At 62.4% G+C, this 18,286-nt stretch carries 18 protein-coding genes; 12 read left to right on the top strand and 6 right to left on the bottom strand.

The features are described from left to right. Nucleotides 1-86: 86 nt before the first annotated feature. Nucleotides 87-1,295 (bottom strand): ammonium transporter, encoded by a 1,209-nt coding sequence (locus tag BMW49_RS09840; protein ID WP_069518919.1) that lies wholly within the window; start codon nucleotides 1,293-1,295, stop codon nucleotides 87-89. Nucleotides 1,296-1,667: 372 nt separating this feature from the next. Here BMW49_RS09840 and BMW49_RS09845 point away from each other — a divergent pair, with 372 nt between their 5' ends. The 7 genes from BMW49_RS09845 to BMW49_RS09875 all read left to right on the top strand — a co-directional run bounded on the left by BMW49_RS09845 (nucleotide 1,668) and on the right by BMW49_RS09875 (nucleotide 9,527). Next, nucleotides 1,668-1,997, top strand: a complete 330-nt coding sequence (locus tag BMW49_RS09845; RefSeq protein ID WP_069518917.1) for an ElaB/YgaM/YqjD family protein — start codon at nucleotides 1,668-1,670, stop codon at nucleotides 1,995-1,997. Nucleotides 1,998-2,008: 11 nt separating this feature from the next. After that, a complete protein-coding gene (locus tag BMW49_RS09850; RefSeq protein WP_069518915.1) occupies nucleotides 2,009-2,395 on the top strand; it encodes a phage holin family protein in 387 nt (128 codons plus the stop codon). Further along, nucleotides 2,392-2,736 (top strand): hypothetical protein, encoded by a 345-nt coding sequence (locus tag BMW49_RS09855; RefSeq protein ID WP_069518913.1) that lies wholly within the window; start codon nucleotides 2,392-2,394, stop codon nucleotides 2,734-2,736. The genes BMW49_RS09850 and BMW49_RS09855 overlap by 4 nt, the downstream gene beginning before the upstream one ends. Before the next feature lie 57 nt (nucleotides 2,737-2,793). After that, nucleotides 2,794-3,957, top strand: a complete 1,164-nt coding sequence (locus BMW49_RS09860; RefSeq protein ID WP_069518911.1) for an EAL domain-containing protein — start codon at nucleotides 2,794-2,796, stop codon at nucleotides 3,955-3,957. A gap of 76 nt (nucleotides 3,958-4,033) precedes the next feature. Further along, complete coding sequence (locus BMW49_RS09865) at nucleotides 4,034-5,365, top strand: deoxyguanosinetriphosphate triphosphohydrolase (protein WP_069518909.1); 1,332 nt, start codon at nucleotides 4,034-4,036, stop codon at nucleotides 5,363-5,365. Nucleotides 5,366-5,411: 46 nt separating this feature from the next. Then, nucleotides 5,412-6,485 carry an FUSC family protein gene (locus tag BMW49_RS09870; RefSeq protein ID WP_069518906.1) on the top strand — a complete coding sequence of 358 codons (1,074 nt, stop codon included), beginning with the start codon at nucleotides 5,412-5,414 and terminating at the stop codon, nucleotides 6,483-6,485. 99 nt (nucleotides 6,486-6,584) lie between these two features. Next, entirely contained in the window at nucleotides 6,585-9,527 is a 2,943-nt protein-coding gene (locus BMW49_RS09875; RefSeq protein WP_069518904.1) for an HD domain-containing phosphohydrolase, read from the top strand. A 60-nt stretch (nucleotides 9,528-9,587) separates the two neighbouring features. Here the strand turns inward: BMW49_RS09875 and BMW49_RS09880 are convergent, their stop codons facing one another. Further along, nucleotides 9,588-9,929 (bottom strand): YggL family protein, encoded by a 342-nt coding sequence (locus BMW49_RS09880; protein ID WP_069518902.1) that lies wholly within the window; start codon nucleotides 9,927-9,929, stop codon nucleotides 9,588-9,590. 177 nt (nucleotides 9,930-10,106) lie between these two features. Here BMW49_RS09880 and dacB point away from each other — a divergent pair, with 177 nt between their 5' ends. Next, nucleotides 10,107-11,588, top strand: a complete 1,482-nt coding sequence (gene dacB / locus BMW49_RS09885; protein ID WP_083251735.1) for a D-alanyl-D-alanine carboxypeptidase/D-alanyl-D-alanine endopeptidase — start codon at nucleotides 10,107-10,109, stop codon at nucleotides 11,586-11,588. A gap of 177 nt (nucleotides 11,589-11,765) precedes the next feature. Here the strand turns inward: dacB and rlmKL are convergent, their stop codons facing one another. Continuing rightward, nucleotides 11,766-14,033 carry a bifunctional 23S rRNA (guanine(2069)-N(7))-methyltransferase RlmK/23S rRNA (guanine(2445)-N(2))-methyltransferase RlmL gene (gene rlmKL / locus BMW49_RS09890; RefSeq protein WP_069518900.1) on the bottom strand — a complete coding sequence of 756 codons (2,268 nt, stop codon included), beginning with the start codon at nucleotides 14,031-14,033 and terminating at the stop codon, nucleotides 11,766-11,768. Between the two features lie 421 nt (nucleotides 14,034-14,454). Here rlmKL and rmf point away from each other — a divergent pair, with 421 nt between their 5' ends. Then, nucleotides 14,455-14,670 (top strand): ribosome modulation factor, encoded by a 216-nt coding sequence (gene rmf, locus BMW49_RS09895; RefSeq protein ID WP_069518898.1) that lies wholly within the window; start codon nucleotides 14,455-14,457, stop codon nucleotides 14,668-14,670. Between the two features lie 94 nt (nucleotides 14,671-14,764). Here the strand turns inward: rmf and BMW49_RS09900 are convergent, their stop codons facing one another. Continuing rightward, nucleotides 14,765-15,796 (bottom strand): quinone-dependent dihydroorotate dehydrogenase, encoded by a 1,032-nt coding sequence (locus BMW49_RS09900; protein WP_069518896.1) that lies wholly within the window; start codon nucleotides 15,794-15,796, stop codon nucleotides 14,765-14,767. A gap of 83 nt (nucleotides 15,797-15,879) precedes the next feature. Further along, complete coding sequence (locus BMW49_RS09905) at nucleotides 15,880-16,104, bottom strand: DUF2835 domain-containing protein (protein WP_069518894.1); 225 nt, start codon at nucleotides 16,102-16,104, stop codon at nucleotides 15,880-15,882. Nucleotides 16,105-16,241: 137 nt separating this feature from the next. On the opposite strand from BMW49_RS09905, the gene BMW49_RS09910 reads away from it, so the two are divergent. Beyond that, a complete protein-coding gene (locus BMW49_RS09910) occupies nucleotides 16,242-17,117 on the top strand; it encodes a DUF6685 family protein (RefSeq protein ID WP_069518892.1) in 876 nt (291 codons plus the stop codon). Between the two features lie 138 nt (nucleotides 17,118-17,255). Here BMW49_RS09910 and BMW49_RS09915 read toward each other — a convergent pair whose 3' ends face one another. After that, complete coding sequence (locus tag BMW49_RS09915; RefSeq protein WP_177342780.1) at nucleotides 17,256-17,651, bottom strand: helix-turn-helix domain-containing protein; 396 nt, start codon at nucleotides 17,649-17,651, stop codon at nucleotides 17,256-17,258. Nucleotides 17,652-17,784: 133 nt separating this feature from the next. On the opposite strand from BMW49_RS09915, the gene BMW49_RS09920 reads away from it, so the two are divergent. Further along, nucleotides 17,785-18,006: a hypothetical protein gene (locus BMW49_RS09920; RefSeq protein ID WP_069518890.1), complete on the top strand. Its 222-nt coding sequence runs from the start codon at nucleotides 17,785-17,787 to the stop codon at nucleotides 18,004-18,006. Beyond that, on the top strand, nucleotides 18,003-18,278 hold the full coding sequence (locus BMW49_RS09925; protein ID WP_069518888.1) for a hypothetical protein: 276 nt from the start codon (nucleotides 18,003-18,005) through the stop codon (nucleotides 18,276-18,278). The genes BMW49_RS09920 and BMW49_RS09925 overlap by 4 nt, the downstream gene beginning before the upstream one ends. Nucleotides 18,279-18,286 lie beyond the last annotated feature (8 nt).

The following is an 18,286-nucleotide window of genomic DNA, read 5'->3' on the forward strand; positions in this document are numbered from 1 at the left end:
CTCGGCAGCTGCATCCTGCCGAGGTGCCCGGCACAAACAAGAGCCCCGCCAATCGGCGGGGCTCTTTTGTGTCTGCCGCAGTGCGATCAGTCGGCGCTGTGCGCACCGATCTTATGGATCGACAGGTCTGCGCCGTAAAACTCCTGCTCCTGGGTCAGGCGAATACCCAAAGTCGCCTTGAGCACGCCGTACACCAAAAATCCGCCCAGCAATGCCACCAGCACACCCAGACCGGTACCGATAAACTGGCTGGCCAGGCTTACACCGCCCAGCCCACCCAGCGCCTGCTGGCCGAACACACCGCAGGCAAGACCACCCAGCACGCCACACAACCCGTGCAGAGGCCATACACCAAGCACATCGTCGATCTTCCATTTCACCTGGGTCGCGGTAAACGCCCAAACGAACAGGGCGCCGGCCAAAGCGCCGGTAATCAGCGCCCCGACCGGGTGCATCAGGTCGGAGCCAGCACAGACCGCTACCAGCCCGGCCAATGGACCGTTGTGCAAAAAGCCCGGATCGTTACGCCCTACCAGCAAGGCGGCCACAGTCCCGCCCACCATCGCCATCAGCGTATTGACGGCCACAAGACCACTGACACTGCCCAGGGTCTGCGCACTCATCACGTTAAAGCCGAACCAGCCGATGATCAGAATCCACGAGCCCAGCGCCAGAAACGGTATGTTTGACGGCGCCATGGCAACCAGACGCCCATCGCGGTAACGCCCATCACGTCGCCCCAGCAGAATCACCGCACCAAACGCCAACCAGCCGCCCATGGCATGCACCACCACCGAGCCGGCGAAGTCATGGAATGGGGCCCCGAAGCGCGCCTCAAGCCAGGCTTGCAGGCCCAGGTTGCCATTCCAGATCAACCCCTCGAAGAAGGGATAGATGAAGGCAACGATCAACACGGTCGCACACAGCTGCGGACCGAAACGGGCGCGCTCGGCAATCCCACCGGAAATAATCGCAGGGATGGCAGCGGCAAAGGTCAACAGAAAGAAGAACTTTACCAATCCGTAGCCGTTACCTTCGGTCAGCACGCTGGCCGGCTGCAGAAAATTAACCCCGTAGGCAATCCAGTAGCCGACGAAAAAATAAGCCAATGCCGATACGGCGAAATCCGAGAGAATCTTCGACAGCGCGTTGACCTGGTTTTTCTGCCGTACCGTACCCACTTCAAGGAAGGCAAAGCCGGCATGCATCGCCAGCACCATCACCGCTCCCAGCAGAATGAACAGGGTATTGGAGCCGTGGATCAGGGTTTCCACAGCACTGTGTAGGTTTTCCATCGGGGATCGATCCTATTTGCCGGAAAAGCACCAAATCAGAACACTCGTTCAGCGTCGCGCACCACATTGCGACACGATTGCGTGTTCATCGTCCCTGAGCTAGAGAATGCAGGCACCAGTTTGAGGCTGCCTGCTTCTGGAGAAATGGCACTTATTCTTTATTTATTAGTGAGTTGAATCTTAAATTTCGATCATACGATCGCAACGAGAAGGCCCTATAAGAGGGCAGTAGAGCCAGTCGACGCACCGGCGTAATGCAAAGCCTGTTCCAGTCAATCCCCCCTGCGACAGCGTTGAGCAGGCAAAGAGTCTGAACTCAGGCCTATAGTGGGCACTCGTACCTGTAACACCGACCTAGCAAGGAGAAACCCGATGCAAAATTCCACTCCCAAAACGACTGCGCCGACCCATACCACTCAGGATCAGGTCATCGAGCAGTTCCAGACGCTGGTACGTGATACCGAAACATTGCTGGCTCAGTCCGCCAACCTGGTCGGTGAGCAAGCGGAAGAATTGCGCCTGCAGATGCGTGAGAACCTTGAGCGCGCGCGCCTGAGCCTGCACGCCGCCGAGGAAAGTGTGCGCGAACGAGGTCAGGCTGCTATGGAAGCCACCGAAACCTACGTGCAAACGCATCCGTGGCAGGCAGTGGGTATCGCCGCAGGCGTAGGCGTTCTGCTCGGTATGTTGATTCGACGCTAAGGGTGGTGGCCATGAACACCACGCCAACGTCCGGCCCGGATAGCGGCGCGTCTTCGCCGCGGCGCCTGGCAACTGCCGTACTCGACCTGTTGAGGGGGCACCTGGCGCTAATCGGCGAGGAAATGCACGAGCAGAAGCGTTTCGCTATTGGCTTGCTGCTGCTTGCGCTGATCGCTGGAGTATTCGTCCTGATGCTGCTATTCGGGCTCTCGGCACTGGTCCTGATCAGCTTCTGGGATACCCACCGCATCGCGGCAGCCGTCGGTTTGTGTGTGTTTCATGCACTGGGCGGCGCTATTTGCGTATCCCTGCTGTTGTCTCGTTTGCGTAATGCAGCCACGCCATTTCGTGCAAGTCTCGACGAGCTGGCCCGTGACCGGGAGCGCCTGTTGCCATGACCGACCTCGTACCCCTCACCCCGGCCGAGCAACGCAAGGAACTGCTGCGTCTGCAGCTGGAGTTGCGGCGCCAGCAGATTCGCCTTGAAACCCTGATTGTCATGCAGCCCCTGCGCAAGGTTCAGCGCTTCAGGAACCAGTGCCGCAGCGAGCTGCAACAGGGCAATGCCAAACTGATGATTGCGGGTGGCGGCTTGCTGATTGGCCTGCTCGGCGCCCGCAAGGTGCGCTGGCGTGGCTTGTTGCGTTTGGCACTACTGGCGGCGCCCGTCGTCCGCCAGGTTGCCGCGCAACGTGCCAAGGCACGACGTGTCGCACGCAATGGCCGCGATTTTGCTTAGCTGAACGGTGCGCCGCGCTCCGCGGCGCCTACCGCTCCCAAGGCTAAGGATTTCTCGGTGCTCGACGGTCAACCGCTAGCCGTCTTCCAACCTTTTATCGACACCGCCACTGGACAGATTGCCGGCGTGGAAGCGCTTGCACGCCTGCGCGGTGCCGACGGTATTCTGCGCTCGGCCGGGCCGCTGTTTGCCGACCCGAAAACACCGCCCGCTGCCCTTCGGCGCCTGGATCGCTGTGTTCGCGAACAGGCCCTGACGCGCTTTCACCAAGCCCCCGAGAGCTGGTTTCTCAGCCTGAACATTTCCCCGCGCTGGGTGAGCCGCCTACGCCCTGAGCAACCCCTGCCCAGCCTCAAGCAGCTGCAGCGTAGCGGCATCGACCCGAAGCGCATCGTGTTTGAAATCACCGAACTGGGCGGCGCCAGCCAGCGCCTGCCCGGGGTGGTCGCGCAGTACCGTAAAGCCGGTGCACGCATCGCCATCGATGATTTTGGCGCCGGCTACTCGCAGTTGGACCGGGTACTGGCCCTGCAGCCGGATATCCTCAAGCTGGACATGCGCCTGTTCAAGGACGCCGCTCAAGGTGGCCCGAGCAGCGAGGTGGTCAAGGCCCTGGCAAAAATGGCGGAGAAAACCGGCTGCTGGATCATTGCCGAAGGCGTGGAGACCGAGGCCGAGCTGGATTTCGCCCTGGAGTGCGGCGCCCGCTATGTGCAAGGTTTTATCTTTGCCCGTCCGGAACTCGAATTCTTCCAGACCAATGCCTTCGTCGGTCGTTTCGCCCGGTTACGTGACCATTTCGTCCAGCACAAGCTGGCCGAGCGCGCACGGGTGATGACCCTGCGCCAACAGCTGACACAGTTGATGAGCGACCTGCGCCAGTGGCTTGAGGCGACGCCTTCCGGTGTCCCCACCTGTAATCCCACCGCCTTTCCCTGGCTGTTGCGGGTCTATCAGTGCGACCGCAATGGCACGCAGATCAGCCCGAACCTGGAGTGGCGCGGGCATTACTGGGAAGTCGACACCCGCTACCAGGGGCACAACTGGTCGTGGCGACCGTATTTTTACCAGTTGCTGGCCGAAGGCTGGGACGAGCGCCGACTGATCCTCTCGAGCACTTACCGCGACGCCACCAGCAACCAGTACTGCCTCACCGCCGGGCAGTTCGTCGGCAACGGTACACAGCTGCTGCTGATCGATATCGACGCAGCAGGGTTCTGAAACCATGCAAGGCTTGCGGACAGGCTCGGCAACCCCGAAGCTAAGCCCTTTTAGTCACGGAAAATGAGGATCGGCCTTGGATTGGCAAACGCTACTGACACGTGAACGCCTGGGCAAACCGGCACCCAGTGCCGACGAGCTGGGGCGCAGCCCGTTTCATAAGGACCATGACCGCATCATCTTTTCCGGCGCCTTTCGCCGCCTGGGCCGCAAGACCCAGGTGCACCCGGTGTCGAGCAACGACCATATCCACACCCGCCTGACCCACTCCCTAGAAGTCAGCTGCGTCGGCCGTTCCCTGGGCATGCGCGTAGCCGAGATGATCCGCCCGGCGCTGCCGGCCTGGTGCGAGCCGAGCGACCTGGGCATGGTCGTGCAATCCGCCTGCCTGGCCCACGACATCGGCAACCCGCCCTTCGGCCACTCGGGTGAAGATGCCATCCGCCACTGGTTCCAGCAGGCCGCAGGACGTGGCTGGCTGGATGGCATGAGCGAAGCGGAACGTGGCGACTTTCTTAATTTCGAGGGCAATGCCCAGGGCTTCCGGGTGCTTACCCAACTCGAATACCACCAGTTCGACGGTGGCACTCGCCTGACCTACGCGACCCTCGGCACCTACCTCAAGTACCCCTGGACCGCGCGCCATGCCGAGGCCCTGGGCTATAAGAAACACAAGTTCGGCTGCTACCAGAGCGAGTTGCCGCTGCTCGAGCAGATCGCCCAGAAGCTCGAGCTGCCCCAGCTCGACGACCAGCGCTGGGCGCGCCACCCGCTGGTTTATCTGATGGAGGCGGCCGATGACATCTGCTACGGCCTGATCGACCTGGAAGACGGCCTGGAGATGGAGCTGCTGGAGTATGCCGAGGTCGAGGCCCTGTTGCTCGATCTGGTCGGCGACGACCTGCCACAGACCTACCGCCAGCTCGGCCCGGACGACTCCAAGCGGCGCAAGCTGGCGATCCTGCGCGGCAAGGCCATCGAACACCTGACCAATGCCGCCGCCGAAGCCTTTGTCGAACAGCAGGACGCCCTGCTGGCCGGCACCTTGCAGGGCGATCTGGTCGAGCATATGCACGGCACCGCCAAGCGCTGTGTGCAGAGCGCCAAGGACATGGCCCGGCAGAAGATCTTTCAGGACAAGCGCAAGACCCTGCACGAGATCGGTGCCTACACCACCCTGGAAATTCTCCTTAACGCCTTTTGCGGCGCGGCGCTGGAGCAGCATGGCGGGCGCACGCCTTCATTCAAGAACCGGCGTATTCTCGACCTGCTCGGCAATAACGCCCCGGATCCGCACTGGCCGCTGTATCGCTCATTCCTGCGCATGATCGACTTTATCGCCGGCATGACCGACAGTTACGCGACGGAAATGGCGCGGGAGATGACCGGCCGCTCCAGCCCGGTATGAGATCGACCAGCCGGCACGCTAAACCTATGCAACAGAGCCCACTGCCATGAAGCATCTGCTCCAGCAAAGCCTGCGCTGGCACGCCGGGCCTCCCGCCTGGGGGCCTGCGGTGGTAGCCGGTTTTGGCTGCGCGTTACCGCTGCTGTTGGGGCTGTTCAGCTCGCATCCTGGGTTTCTCTGGGCCTCGGTCGGCGCCTTTCAGGCGGCGCAGGCCAACCCGCTGCACCGCTTCGGCATGTTGCGCATGCTTCTGCTCACCGGCCTGGGGGCCTGCAGCGCCGGCCTGGGCTTCTGGTCCGCCAGCCATCCGCTGATCAGCCTGGGGCTGTTTGCCGCCTTCGGCCTGCTCCTGGCCTGGCTGCAACGCTTTGGTAGCGAAGCCGGCAAGCTGGGCATTGGCCTGGCCGTGTGCCTGTGTCTTGGCCAGGGGCAGTATGGCCTGGGCAGCCTGAACAACCCCCAGGCCATTGCCATGCTGTTTATCCTCGGCGGGCTCTGGGTAATGCTGCTGGCCTTCGGCCTGCGCGGCATGCACGGTTTGCGCATGTGGCCCTACATGCCGCGCTTTATCAGCCTGCTCAAGGTTCTCAAACGCCACGCACGGCGCCTGCCGCGACGCCAGTGGCGCCTGCACGCGCTGGGCTGCACCCTGGCATTCGCCCTAGCGGGCCTGGTCGTCAACCTGGCCGGGCTACAGCGCGGCTACTGGCTTACCCTGACCGTGGTCACCACCCTGCAACTGGAGTTCCAGGGCAGCCTGGTGCGCGCCCTGCAGTCGAGTCTGGCCAGCCTGGCAGCGGCCGGTTTGTTGATTCTCATGGGTCACAGTTTGCAGAGCCCGGCGCTGATGGTCGCCACCCTGTTGCCGCTGATCGCCCTGAGCCGTGCCCTGCAAGCCAACCACTATGGTCTGTTCGTGCTGCAGACGACGCTGTGCTTCGTGCTGCTTGCCGAAAGCCTGGCCCAGGATTGGCACCTGGCTCAGGTGCGCCTGCTCAATGCGCTGATAGGCGTGGTACTGGCGCTGTTCGTGGCCTTGCTGATGCATGGCCTGCAGCAGCTACTCGAAGCGCGCAGCAAGGCACCGACAGCGCCTCAAGAGCAGCAGAAAAGCGACTAGTAGATTTATTTTTTATGCACAATCGCTTTTAGCCAGCAGGGTCGACTGCGCTTCACTATGCTTTTCGGGATAACAGCGCAACCCAAGGAGTGAAGCGCCATGCCCCTGCATCCGCGTGACCGCCGCTTCCCCCTGCATGTCCATATCAGCGTGCTGTTCACGCTCCTGCTATTGGTCACGGGTGTGGTGTTGGGCCTGTTCAACTACCGCCAGACCACCCAGATCATCTTCTCCAGCAGCGCCACGCTGTTCGAGCGCATCCGCCATGATGTGGAGAAGGACCTCGAGCTGACTTACCAGCCCATTCGCCACCTGCTCAGTATTCTGGCCCTGCATGAAGCCACCCAGGGCAGCGACCTGGAGCAACGCCTCAAGATGCTCCCCCCCATGGTCCAGGCCCTACGCGACAACCCGCGCCTGGCCTCGCTGTACCTGGGCTACGAAAATGGTGATTTCTTCATGGTCCGGCCCCTGCGCAGCGATAGGCTCAAGGCGCGCTTCGACGCCCCCAACCAGGCCGCCTATCAGGTGTGGTCGATCGAGCGCAGTGCGGCCAGCCTGGACGCCAACTACCTGTTCTATGACGGCTCGCTGAACCTGATCAGCCGTCGCCAGCGCCTGAATGAAGACTACGACCCGCGCAGCCGTGACTGGTACAGGCTGGCCCGCGGTGATGGCGGGCAGATCACCACGGCGCCCTATGTCTTCTTCTCCACTGCCGAGGTGGGCACCACGCTGGCCAGGCGCGCCGGGCTGACGACCGTCATGGGCGCCGACCTGACCCTGGCGGACCTCTCCGCGACCCTGGCTCGTCATCAGATCACGCCCAGCAGCGAGGTGATGCTCTACGATCCATCGGGCCATGTGATTGCCCACCCGGACAGCAGTCGCCTACTGGCTGATGATGGCGCTCACCTGGCGTCAGTTCGTGAACTGAGCCCAACCCTGGCCGCCCTACTCGATACCCAGCCTGAGCAAAGCGATGGCGCATTCGAGCTCGATCAGCGCCGCTGGGTCGTGGCTCGGCGCCACTTGCGTGAGGGCGGCCCCCAGGGGCTGGAGCTGGCGCTGCTGGTGCCCGAAGACGAACTGCTCGCCGAGGCTTACCGCATCCGCTGGCAAGGCGCGCTGGTGACCCTGACCACCCTGCTGCTGTGCTTGCCACTGGGCTGGCTGACCTCACGGCTGATCGTCAAACCGCTGCGCGCCCTGGTGCTGGAAGCCGAAGCGATTCGCCGCTTCGACTTCGACTACCCCACCAGCGGCGGCTCGCCGGTGCTGGAAGTCGATCAACTGGCGGTGTCCATGACGCGCATGAAAGAGACCATCGCCAGCTTTCTCGACATTGCCGCCAGCCTCTCCGCCGAGACTCGCTTCGACGCCCTGCTACAGCGCGTACTGCAGGAAACCATCGGCATTGGCGGCGCCCACGGCGGCCTGCTGTACCTGATCGACGAAGAAAGCGGCCGCCTGGAGCTGCATGGCGTATTCCTTCAGGGACAGGCACAGCCCCTGGAAAGCAGCGGCCTGCATAATTACGAACGTGACGACCCCAGCCTGCCAGACTGGTTGCGCGGGCCGGCTAACGGTGGTGCCAGCAGCGTGGCATCGATCGGTTTCGATCAGGCCGGCGATTACCGCAAACTGCTGCAAAGTCTCGACAGCCCGCGTGTCCACCTCGTCGCCACCGGCCTGCACAACCGACGTGGTGAAACGGTTGGCGTGCAAGTGCTGATGCACTGCGACAGCGGTGAGGAAACCGACCTGATCATGCAGCGCCCCGAGCGCGTGGCGTTTATCGAAGCGGTATCCGGCGTCGCCGCGCTGTGCATCGAAAGCCAGCGCTTGCTGGAGCGCCAGCGCCAACTGCTCGATGCATTTATTCAGTTGATCGCAGGTGCCATCGACGCCAAAAGCCCCTACACCGGTGGGCACTGCCAGCGGGTCCCGGAAGTGACCTTGATGCTCGCCGAAGCAGCCGCTACCAGCGACGAGCCGGCGTTCCGCGACTATCGCCCCAGCGACGAGGACTGGGAAGCACTGCGCATCGCGGCCTGGCTGCACGACTGCGGCAAGGTCACCACACCCGAGTACGTGGTCGACAAGGCCACCAAACTGGAAACCCTGTACGACCGCATTCACGAAATACGCATGCGCTTCGAGGTGCTCAAGTGCACCGCCTGGATCGACTACTGGCGTGGCTGTGCAGGCGGCGGTGACGCCGTTGCTCTGGGCAAGACCCGCGACACCCAACTGGCCACGCTGGATGAGGAATTCGCCTTTGTCGCGCGCAGCAACCTCGGCGCCGAAGCCATGGCCGACGCCGACCTCGAACGCTTGCAGCACATTGCCCAGCGCACCTGGATGCGTACCCTGGATGACCGCCTTGGTGTGTCCTGGGAGGAACAGCAGCGCCAGGCTGCCTTACCGCCCGCCAGCCTGCCGGTCGAGGAAGCGCTACTGGCCGATAAGCCCGTACACCTGATCGCGCGGCCGAGCAGCGAGCTGATCGCCGAAGACAACCCCTGGGGCTTCAAGCTCGAAGTGCCGCTGCACAAGTTCAACCGTGGCGAATTGCACAACCTGAGCATCACCCGAGGCACCTTGACGGCCGAGGAGCGCTACATCATCAATCACCACATCGTGCAGACCATCCTGATGCTCAGCCACCTGCCCTTCCCCGCGCACCTGCGGCAAGTCGCCGAGATTGCCGGCGGGCACCACGAGAAGATGGATGGCAGTGGCTACCCGAAAGGCCTGACCCGCGAGCAGATGAGTCTGCCGGCCCGGATGATGGCCATCGCCGACATCTTCGAGGCACTCACCGCCGCGGACCGCCCCTACAAAAAGGGCAAACACCTGTCCGAATCGCTGGGCATCATGGCGGGCATGTGCCGCACCGGTCATATCGATCCACCGCTGTTCGGGCTTTTCGTGCGCGCAGGGATATACCGACGCTATGCCGAACGCTTTATGCGCCGTGAGCAAATCGATGAGGTGGATGAGGGAGCAATACTGGAAAAGGCGGGGGTAACGGAGTAATGCGTGGGATATAACGGCGCCTCTCGGACCTGCAGGGCGCAGGTCCGAGAGGCATCAGGCTTAAGCCTGATTGATCTCGTTTTCCGGGTACCAGACGTCGAGCAGCGGGCTGACGGTGTAGTCAACCAGCTCGTCACGGCCCTTGAGCCAGGCATCGACCGCAGCGCGTTGCTCTTCGCTGACCGAGCCACGCTTGCTCAGGCACACCAGACCGAAGTCATCGCCGCCCACATAGCCCAGACCGTTGGCGGTCATGGCGTCACGCAGGAACTGCTCGAGGAAGGCATCGATGGCCTCATCGCTCAAGCCTTCCTTGAAGTTCAGGTTCAACTCAAAACCCAACTCCTGGAATTCATCCACGCAGAGTTTCTTGCGCAGACGACGGGAACGGTTGGTAGCCATTGGAACAATCCTCACAGGTGATAAGCCGGCTACTTTAACAGCTTGCCTGCGCGCATGCCCGCCTGACGTGCAACGGATTGTCGCCACCTGCGCTTCGTCGCAGCCTGGTGCGCGCGGCAAAGCGGCTTGGGGCATAATGCGCGGCACCTTCCCGAACCGCAGTGGGACTCTTTATCCATGCCTTTTATCGTTACTCGCCAGGGCGTCCATTCCCTGATCACCGGCCTGTGCCATATCACCCTCACCAGCCTGCTCATCGCCCTGCCCGCCCAGGCGGCGGTGAAGAACACCCTGCCGCCCAGCGTGCAGAAGGCCCTGCAAACCAACAAGATCAGTACCCAGTCGATGTCTCTGGTCACCCTGCCGCTGACCGGCCCAGGGGCCAGCACCTATTTCAACGCCGATGTCTCGGTCAACCCGGCTTCAACCATGAAACTGGTGACCACCTATGCAGCGCTCGAACTGCTTGGCCCGACCTACCAGTGGAAGACCGAGTTCTACACCGACGGTCCACTCAAGGACGGCGTGCTCAACGGCAACCTCTACCTCAAGGGCGGCGGTGACCCCAAGCTGAATATGGAAAAGCTCTGGCTGCTGCTGCGCGACCTGCGCGCCAACGGCGTGCGCCAGGTTACCGGTGATCTGGTGCTCGACCGGAGTCATTTCCTGCAGCCGGAGCTGCCGGTATTCAACGACGATGGCGGCGATGCCAACAAACCCTACTTGGTGAGCCCAGACTCGCTGCTGGTCAACCTCAAGTCCTTGCGCTTTATCGCCCGCGCCGAGAACGGCAAGGTCCACATCGCCGCCGAGCCGCCAATCGCCGAAGTCAAAATCGACAACAAGGTCAAACTGTTACCGGCCGCCAAGTGCACCGGTTGGCCAGATGTGCGCTACAACCCGGTAAGCGAATTCGACGGTGTCAACGTGATCGTCACCGGCCAGCTCGCCGAAGGCTGCAGCGCCCAGACCTACCTGGCCCTGCTCGACCACCCGGGCTACGCCGCTGGCGCCATCCGCGCCATCTGGCAGGAATTGGGCGGTAGCATCCTGGGCCAAACCCGCAGTGCCAGCGTGCCAGATGACGCACGCCTGCTGGCACGCAGCTTCTCCCCGGACCTGGTGGAGATCATCCGCGACATCAACAAGTACAGTAACAACACCATGGCTCGGCAGTTGCTGCTAAGCATCGGCGCGAAGTTTCGCAACGAGGCCGATGGCGACGATGCCAAGGCCGCACAACGGGTGATCCGCGATTGGCTGGCGCGCAAGGGCATTACCGCGCCGCAACTGGTGATCGAAAACGGCTCGGGCCTGTCGCGTGATGAGCGCATCAGTGCCCGGGAAATGGCCAAGATTCTCCAGGCCGCCTGGCAGAGTCCCTACGCCGCCGAGTTCATCAGCTCAATGCCGCTGGTGGCCATGGACGGCACCATGCGCCGGCGCCTGCGCAACTCGGCGCTGGTGGGCCAGGCGCACATCAAGACCGGCACCTTGAACAACGTCCGCGCCATCGCCGGCTTCAGCCGCGACAACAACGGCAACAGCTGGGCCGTGGTGGCGATCCTCAACGATCCCAAGCCCTGGGGCGCCTCATCGATCCTCGACCAGGTGCTGATTGACCTGTACCGCCAACCCCAGGCAGCGCCCAAACGCTGATACAACGAAAAACGCCCCGCGATTGCGGGGCGTTTTTTATGGCCATGCCCCAATTGAATGTTGCATGGGCAGCTTGGGCCGAGCGGCAAGCTGTGTAGGGTGCGCCGCGCGCACCAGGGTTCTGCAGGCTGCGCCGGTGCGCACGGCGCACCCTACGGCTCGACTGTCATGGGTTTATTACTGCGCCTGCAAACGCCAGGCGCGGTGGATCTTCGGGTTGCGGGCGTAGTCAGGGTCCAGGGTCTGGGCGCTGATCTCCTCCACCGCATAGCGCTGCAGCACGTCCGCCTCGAGCTGGAACTTGCGGAAGTTGTTGGAGAAGTACAGCACGCCACCCGGCGCCAGCCGCGCCATGGCCAGGTCGAGCAGGCGTACGTGATCGCGCTGCACATCGAACACGCCCTCCATGCGCTTGGAGTTGGAGAAGGTCGGCGGGTCGATAAAGATCAGGTCGTACTCGCCGCTGTCGGCTTCCAGCCAGGCCATCACATCGCCCTGCTCCAGGCGGTTCTTGTCGGAGAAACCATTGAGTGAGAGGTTGCGCCGCGCCCAGTCCAGGTAGGTCTTCGACAGGTCGACGCTGGTGGTGTTGCGCGCCCCACCCTTGGCCGCATGCACGGTGGCCGTGGCGGTGTAGCAGAACAGGTTGAGAAAGCGCTTGCCGGCGGCCTCACGCTGAATGCGCAGGCGCATCGCGCGGTGGTCGAGGAACAGCCCGGTGTCCAGGTAATCGGTCAGGTTGACCAACAACTTGACGCCGCCCTCACTGACCTCCATGAACTGGCCCTGGGTGCTCTGGCGCTGGTACTGCTTGGTGCCAGCCTGGCGCTCGCGGCGCTTGATCACCACCTTGCTCTTGTCGATACCAAGCGCCTGGGGCAGCGCGGCCAGGGCATCGAACAGGCGTGCCTGGGCCTTTTCCGGATCGATGGACTTAGGCGCGGCGTATTCCTGCACATGCACCCAGTCGTGGTACAGATCCACTGCCAGGGCGTATTCCGGCATGTCGGCGTCATACACGCGGTAGCAGGTGATGCCTTCGCGCTTGGCCCACTTGCCCAACTGCTTGAGGTTCTTTTGCAGGCGGTTGGCGAACATTTGTCCGCCTTCGCTGAGGCGCGCCAGCTCCACCACCGGCGAGGTGACCGGCGCAGGTTTGATCGGATTGCCGTTCTTGTTCAGCTTCGGCGCTTCAACCACTTCTTCAGGCTGAGCACTGGCCAGCTCGCGCTCGACCTGGCGCTGCGCCGGAGTACGCCGCTCGCCGGTAACGAACTGATCCGGCAGCACCTTGATCAGCAACAGCTTGCACGGCAAGGCACCGTTCCAGAAGGCGTATTGCTTGTGGCTGCGAATGCCCATGCGCTTGCCCAGGTCAGGGGCGCCGGTGAACACCGCGGCCTCCCAGCCCATGCACGCCTGGCGCAGACGCTCACCCAGGTTCTGGTAGAGGTACAGCAGGCTGGCTTCGTCACCCAGACGCTCGCCATAGGGTGGGTTACAGATCACCAGGCCTTTCTGGTTCTGGTCCGGGCGCGGTTCAAAGGTGGCCACCTCGCCCTGGTACACCTTGACCCAGTCACCCATGCCAGCGCGCTCGATGTTATTGCGCGCCGGCTGGATCAGTCGCGGGTCGGCTTCATAGCCGCGAATCCACAACGGTGGCTTGGCCATACCCGCGGCGGCGCGCTGCTCAGCCTCGGCATGCAGGCGGCTCCAGATGGCCGGCACATGCCCCAGCCACTGGCTGAACCCCCACTGCTGGCGAGTCATGTTCGGCGCCACATCGGCGGCAATCATCGCCGCCTCGACCAGGAAGGTGCCCACCCCACACATCGGGTCGGCCAGGGCGCCGCCCTCGGCGGCAATGCGCGGCCAGCCGGCACGAATCAGCACGGCGGCGGCGAGGTTTTCCTTGAGCGGCGCAGCGCCCTGCTGCAGGCGGTAGCCGCGCTGGTGCAGGCTGTGGCCGGAGAGGTCGAGCGACAGAATCGCTTCGCCGCGGTCCAGGCGCAGGTGCACACGCATATCGGGGTTGAGCTTGTCCACCGAAGGCCGTGTGCCGTCGGCCTGGCGCAGCTTGTCGACAATCGCATCCTTGACCTTGAGCGCGCCGAAGTGGGTGTTGTCGATGCCCGAACCATTACCACTGAACTCCACCGCCAGGCTGCCCGCCGGGTCCAGGTGCTCGAACCAGTCCACCTCCAGCACGCCCTCGTACAGGCTCTCGGCATCGCGCACCGGGAAGCGCGCCAGCACCAGCAACACGCGGTTGGCCAGGCGTGACCACAGGCACAACCGGTAGGCGGTCTCCAGCGAGCCCAACCCGCGAATCGCCGAGGTGTGCTCGCGGGCCTCTTCCAACCCAAGCTGGCCGGCCTCTTCAAGCAGCAGACCCTCCAGGCCTTTGGGACAGGTGAGGAAGAGTTCGTGACGATCCGACATTAGGTTATCCAGTGCTAAGCAAAAAGGGGCCGCCGTAGCGGACTACACAGCCAAAATAAGTGACGAAGCGTTGCAAAGCGACACTTCGTCGGAATAAGTAACGCCTGCAATCACGAGCAATTCGCAATGGCAGTGTGCAAGCATGCAACCGGCAAACGCCCGGCCCACTAGCGCTCGCGGCAGCCCATCAGGGTTTCGCTCATGCCCCCTTATGGCTGTGGTCACAAAAGCATTACGTGCTTATGACAAAACGATCATTCACAGGGCTCTACGCATTCGATAGAAATCAACCCAGGTCATGGCTGCAACGGTCATGACACGGAGACCGCCACGCCGGCAGCGGGCTCCATCGGCAGACCTTCTGCCCGACCTCGCCGTGAGGTCACCAGGACATAACAGTCAACATTGAGGGCTACACCCTATGAGAAGACTTAAGCGTGATCCTTTGGAAAGAGCTTTTTTGCGCGGCTATCAATACGGCATCAACGGCAAATCCCGCGAATTGTGTCCATTTACCCTCCAGTCTGTGCGGCAGGCCTGGTTGAACGGCTGGCGTGAAGGGCGCGGCGACAACTGGGACGGACTGACCGGCACCGCTGGCATCCATCGACTCAACGAACTCCACGCGGTCGGCTGACACCCGCCCCAACGACTTCACCAAGCCCGCTCCCCCAGAGCGGCGGGCGCAAGCCCAGAGGGCTCCTTAGAGGAGCCCTTTTTATTGCCTGCCGTTAAACACCTGCACGCGGCAAACCGGCAATGGCATCGACCGCCTGACGAATCAACGCCGGGCCCTTGTAAATAAACCCGGAATAAATCTGTACCAGGCTCGCGCCTGCGGCGATCTTCTCAGCCGCATGCCGACCTTCGGTAATCCCACCCACGGCAATGATCGGCAAACGCCCCGCCAACTCACCAGCCAACACCTGAACGATGTGCGTGCTCTTGTCGCGTACCGGTGCGCCCGACAGGCCACCCGCTTCGTCGCCCCACTCCAAGCCTTTGACACCGTCACGGCTAAGGGTGGTGTTGGTGGCGATAACCGCATCCATCCCCGCCTCGACCAGAGCACGGGCCACCTCAATGGTTTCCTCGTCGCTCATGTCCGGGGCAATCTTGATCGCCAGGGGCACACGCTTGCCGTGCAGCGCGGTGAGCGCCTCCTGGCGCTGACGCAAGGCGTCGAGCAGCTGGCGCAGCGAATCGCCGAACTGCAGGCTGCGCAGGCCCGGTGTATTCGGCGAGCTGACGTTGACCGTCACATAGCTGGCATGGGCGTAGACCTTGTCCAGGCACAACAGGTAGTCATCGACTGCGCGCTCAACCGGGGTGTCAAAGTTCTTGCCGATGTTGATACCCAGCACACCGCGATAACGCGCCGCCTGCACACGCGCCAACAGGTGATCGACGCCCAGGTTGTTGAAGCCCATGCGATTGATGATCGCCTCGGCTTCGGGCAAACGAAACAGACGTGGTTTGGGGTTGCCCGGTTGCGGCCGTGGCGTGACGGTACCGATCTCGACGAAGCCGAAACCCAACTGAGCGAAACCGTCGATGGCGTCACCGTTCTTGTCCAACCCAGCCGCCAGCCCGACCGGGTTGGCGAACTCCAGGCCCATGACCTGTACCGGCAGGCTGGCCGGCGTCTTGGTCAACACGCGATTGAGCCCCAAGCGGCCGCCCGCACCGATCAGGTCGATCGACAATTCGTGGGAGGTTTCCGGGGACAGTTTGAACAGCAGCTCGCGGGCCAGGTTGTACATGGGCAGGCTTAGCTCGTGTAGGGATTAAATCGAAGCCGGCGATTATACAGCCCAGGTGCCCTTGCAGGCGAGGCGCGCCCGGCTCAGCGGTCCAGCCGACGCAGTTCGAGCAACTCGCCCTTGTCACTGAATGTCAGTTCAAACGCGCCGTACACCCCCTCATGGGTGAGGTACGGACGGAAATGCCGCGCAGCAATACTGACACGACGACCGTCGCGCGAATGGGCCATAATCCGCTCCGCGCGGCCCTCATAGACGGCAAGTAGACGCTCGGCAGGCAATGCAAGATCCAGGACGAGACTGGGCATGGAGACACCGTACAAATGAATAAGATAAGTTTGCCACAGCAACGTCCCGGCCGATCAGCCGATTTGCCCGGCAAAGCCTGTGCAGGGGCCAAAGGGCTCTGCCACACTACGAGTACCTGTGGAATTCGTAGTCGTTTATGACCCTCTCCGAGCAACCCCCATCGCTCAGCTCACGCCTCACAGCCCTTGCCCAACGCCTGGGCTTTATCGGCCGTGCGCCACGGCAGATTCTGGAGCGCGCGAGCCATCTGCACCTGCCCTTCGTGGCCTTGCCGCCACTGCGCGAAAGCATCTGCTGGCAGGACGGCCCGCCCCTGCAGCGCCTGGCAGAGCTGCCACGCGGCGCCCTCTCCGGGCCGGTGCAGGAAGACAAGGCGCAAGCCCATGCCATGCTGGTACGGGTGATCGAGCAGGAACAGCGTGAGCTGGCAAATTTCGATCTGCGCCTGATCGATGGCCTCAGCGGCGTGAGCAGCGAACAGGCTGTGTGTAGCAGCTTCGAGCAGTACGGCAGCATGCCCTGTTGCCGAACAGTGCGAATCATCAGCTACAAGGATTTCGTGCGCAGCATCAGCCTGGCACTGCCACGCTTTCTCGCCGGTGAGCAGATTCAGCTGCGCCAGGCCGACTGGCGTGGCGCACGCGTGTTCTGGGCCGGCGAGCTGCACCCCGAAGCCTTCGCCTGCGCAGTGGCCTACGCCCGCCGCCGCGCCATGGAAGTAAACCTGCCCGCCGCCCTGACCCACTATCGCCTGAGCCAAACCGGGCTGAGCGATCTGCAGCGCTGCTACCACGTCCTGGCAATGCCTGCCGCCGCCTGGAGCGACCCAGCATTCATGGCGCTGCTGCTCGACAACCGCCTGCCCTACGCACGCCTGTCGTTGCTACGCGGCGCAGGGGCACCGGAATTCCTCCTGCTGCCCAAACAGTCGGCGGAGGCCACGGCCCTGGGTGAAGGTCTGCGCCTGGCTGGCGCGCCAGATGTCTTGCCCTACCTGCAAAGCCATCCCTGATAGGCGCAGCGCAGCAACACTGACAAGGTGCTAGACGCTGCAGAGCCTTCTCCCGGGTTTCGCGGTGCTCAACCCAGGCTACTGGTGTGCGCTTGTCAAAACAGAGCCGACGCCCTGCATCAAAGCGAGGCTGCAAGCTCAGTCAGTGCTGCCCTCGCTTTTGCCTAATTCGTCCAGCACCGCCTGGTGACGACTCGACCATTCAGCCAAGGAAATACCGCTGCTCTTAAGCAGTTCAGGGTTGCATTTGACCAGATAGACAGCCGCCTTCTGTGCCGAATCCGCCACCTTGAGTTCCAATGCCTGTCGGTCGAGCGGGCCTTCATAGGCAATCCAACGGCTGAACTCCTCAAACACACTGCAGACCTTCTCGAAATCCTCGTCGTGCATCTTCTGCCAACCGTTTTCGATGTTCTCCAGGCGTTTGGGTTTTATCCCGACTATTTCCGCAAAGGCCGGCCGACTCAATCCCATCAGCTCGCGCAAGCCTCGGAGCCGTTCGCCCGCAGTAAACAGAAAGCGCTTCTTCGTCATCGTTAATCCAGCCTTGACGGAAAACCAGCACGCCACTAACTTACTAACCACTAGTAAATTGAGCCAAGCAAAGAAAAGACAATCCTGAGAAATACAGGCTAGTCGAGGAGGTCGTAATGGTGCAGGAAGCCGCATGAAAGTGGAAGAACTGGCCCCCGACCTATTCGCAGATTGCCCTCGCTATCTCACCCCGCAGCGCTTCGCTGAACTGGCAAGCCTGCAGAAGCAGCAGAACATGGTGACGCAGTGGATTGACGACGGCGCGCTGCCCACGCGTTGTTTCGGCAAGTATCGCTTGATCGATATCCAGACGCTGATCCAGCGCCTCAACCAAGCCCAAGGAGTACAAGGATGAAGGACGTATGCCTATCACAAGTGTGCTTGCATGCGGCGGACCTGGTACGCGGCAAGGTTATTCACCTACGCGATGAAGAACGCGCCGTCTTTGAAGCCTTTTCAGTGATCGGCTACGTGCACTTCCAACCCAGCCAACACTCCAACGCCCTCACCCTGTGCAGTTGCCGTCACCCGGCGTTGTTCGAGTTCTATTTTTACTATCGCTGGTTACCGAGCAATCTGGACCTGTTCAGACTGCCCCCAGAGTTGCGCCAGAACGAGTTTGCTTAGGGTCTGCC

Origin of the sequence: Pseudomonas cuatrocienegasensis (assembly GCF_900110925.1) — a bacterium.
GTDB lineage: Bacteria > Pseudomonadota > Gammaproteobacteria > Pseudomonadales > Pseudomonadaceae > Aquipseudomonas > Aquipseudomonas cuatrocienegasensis.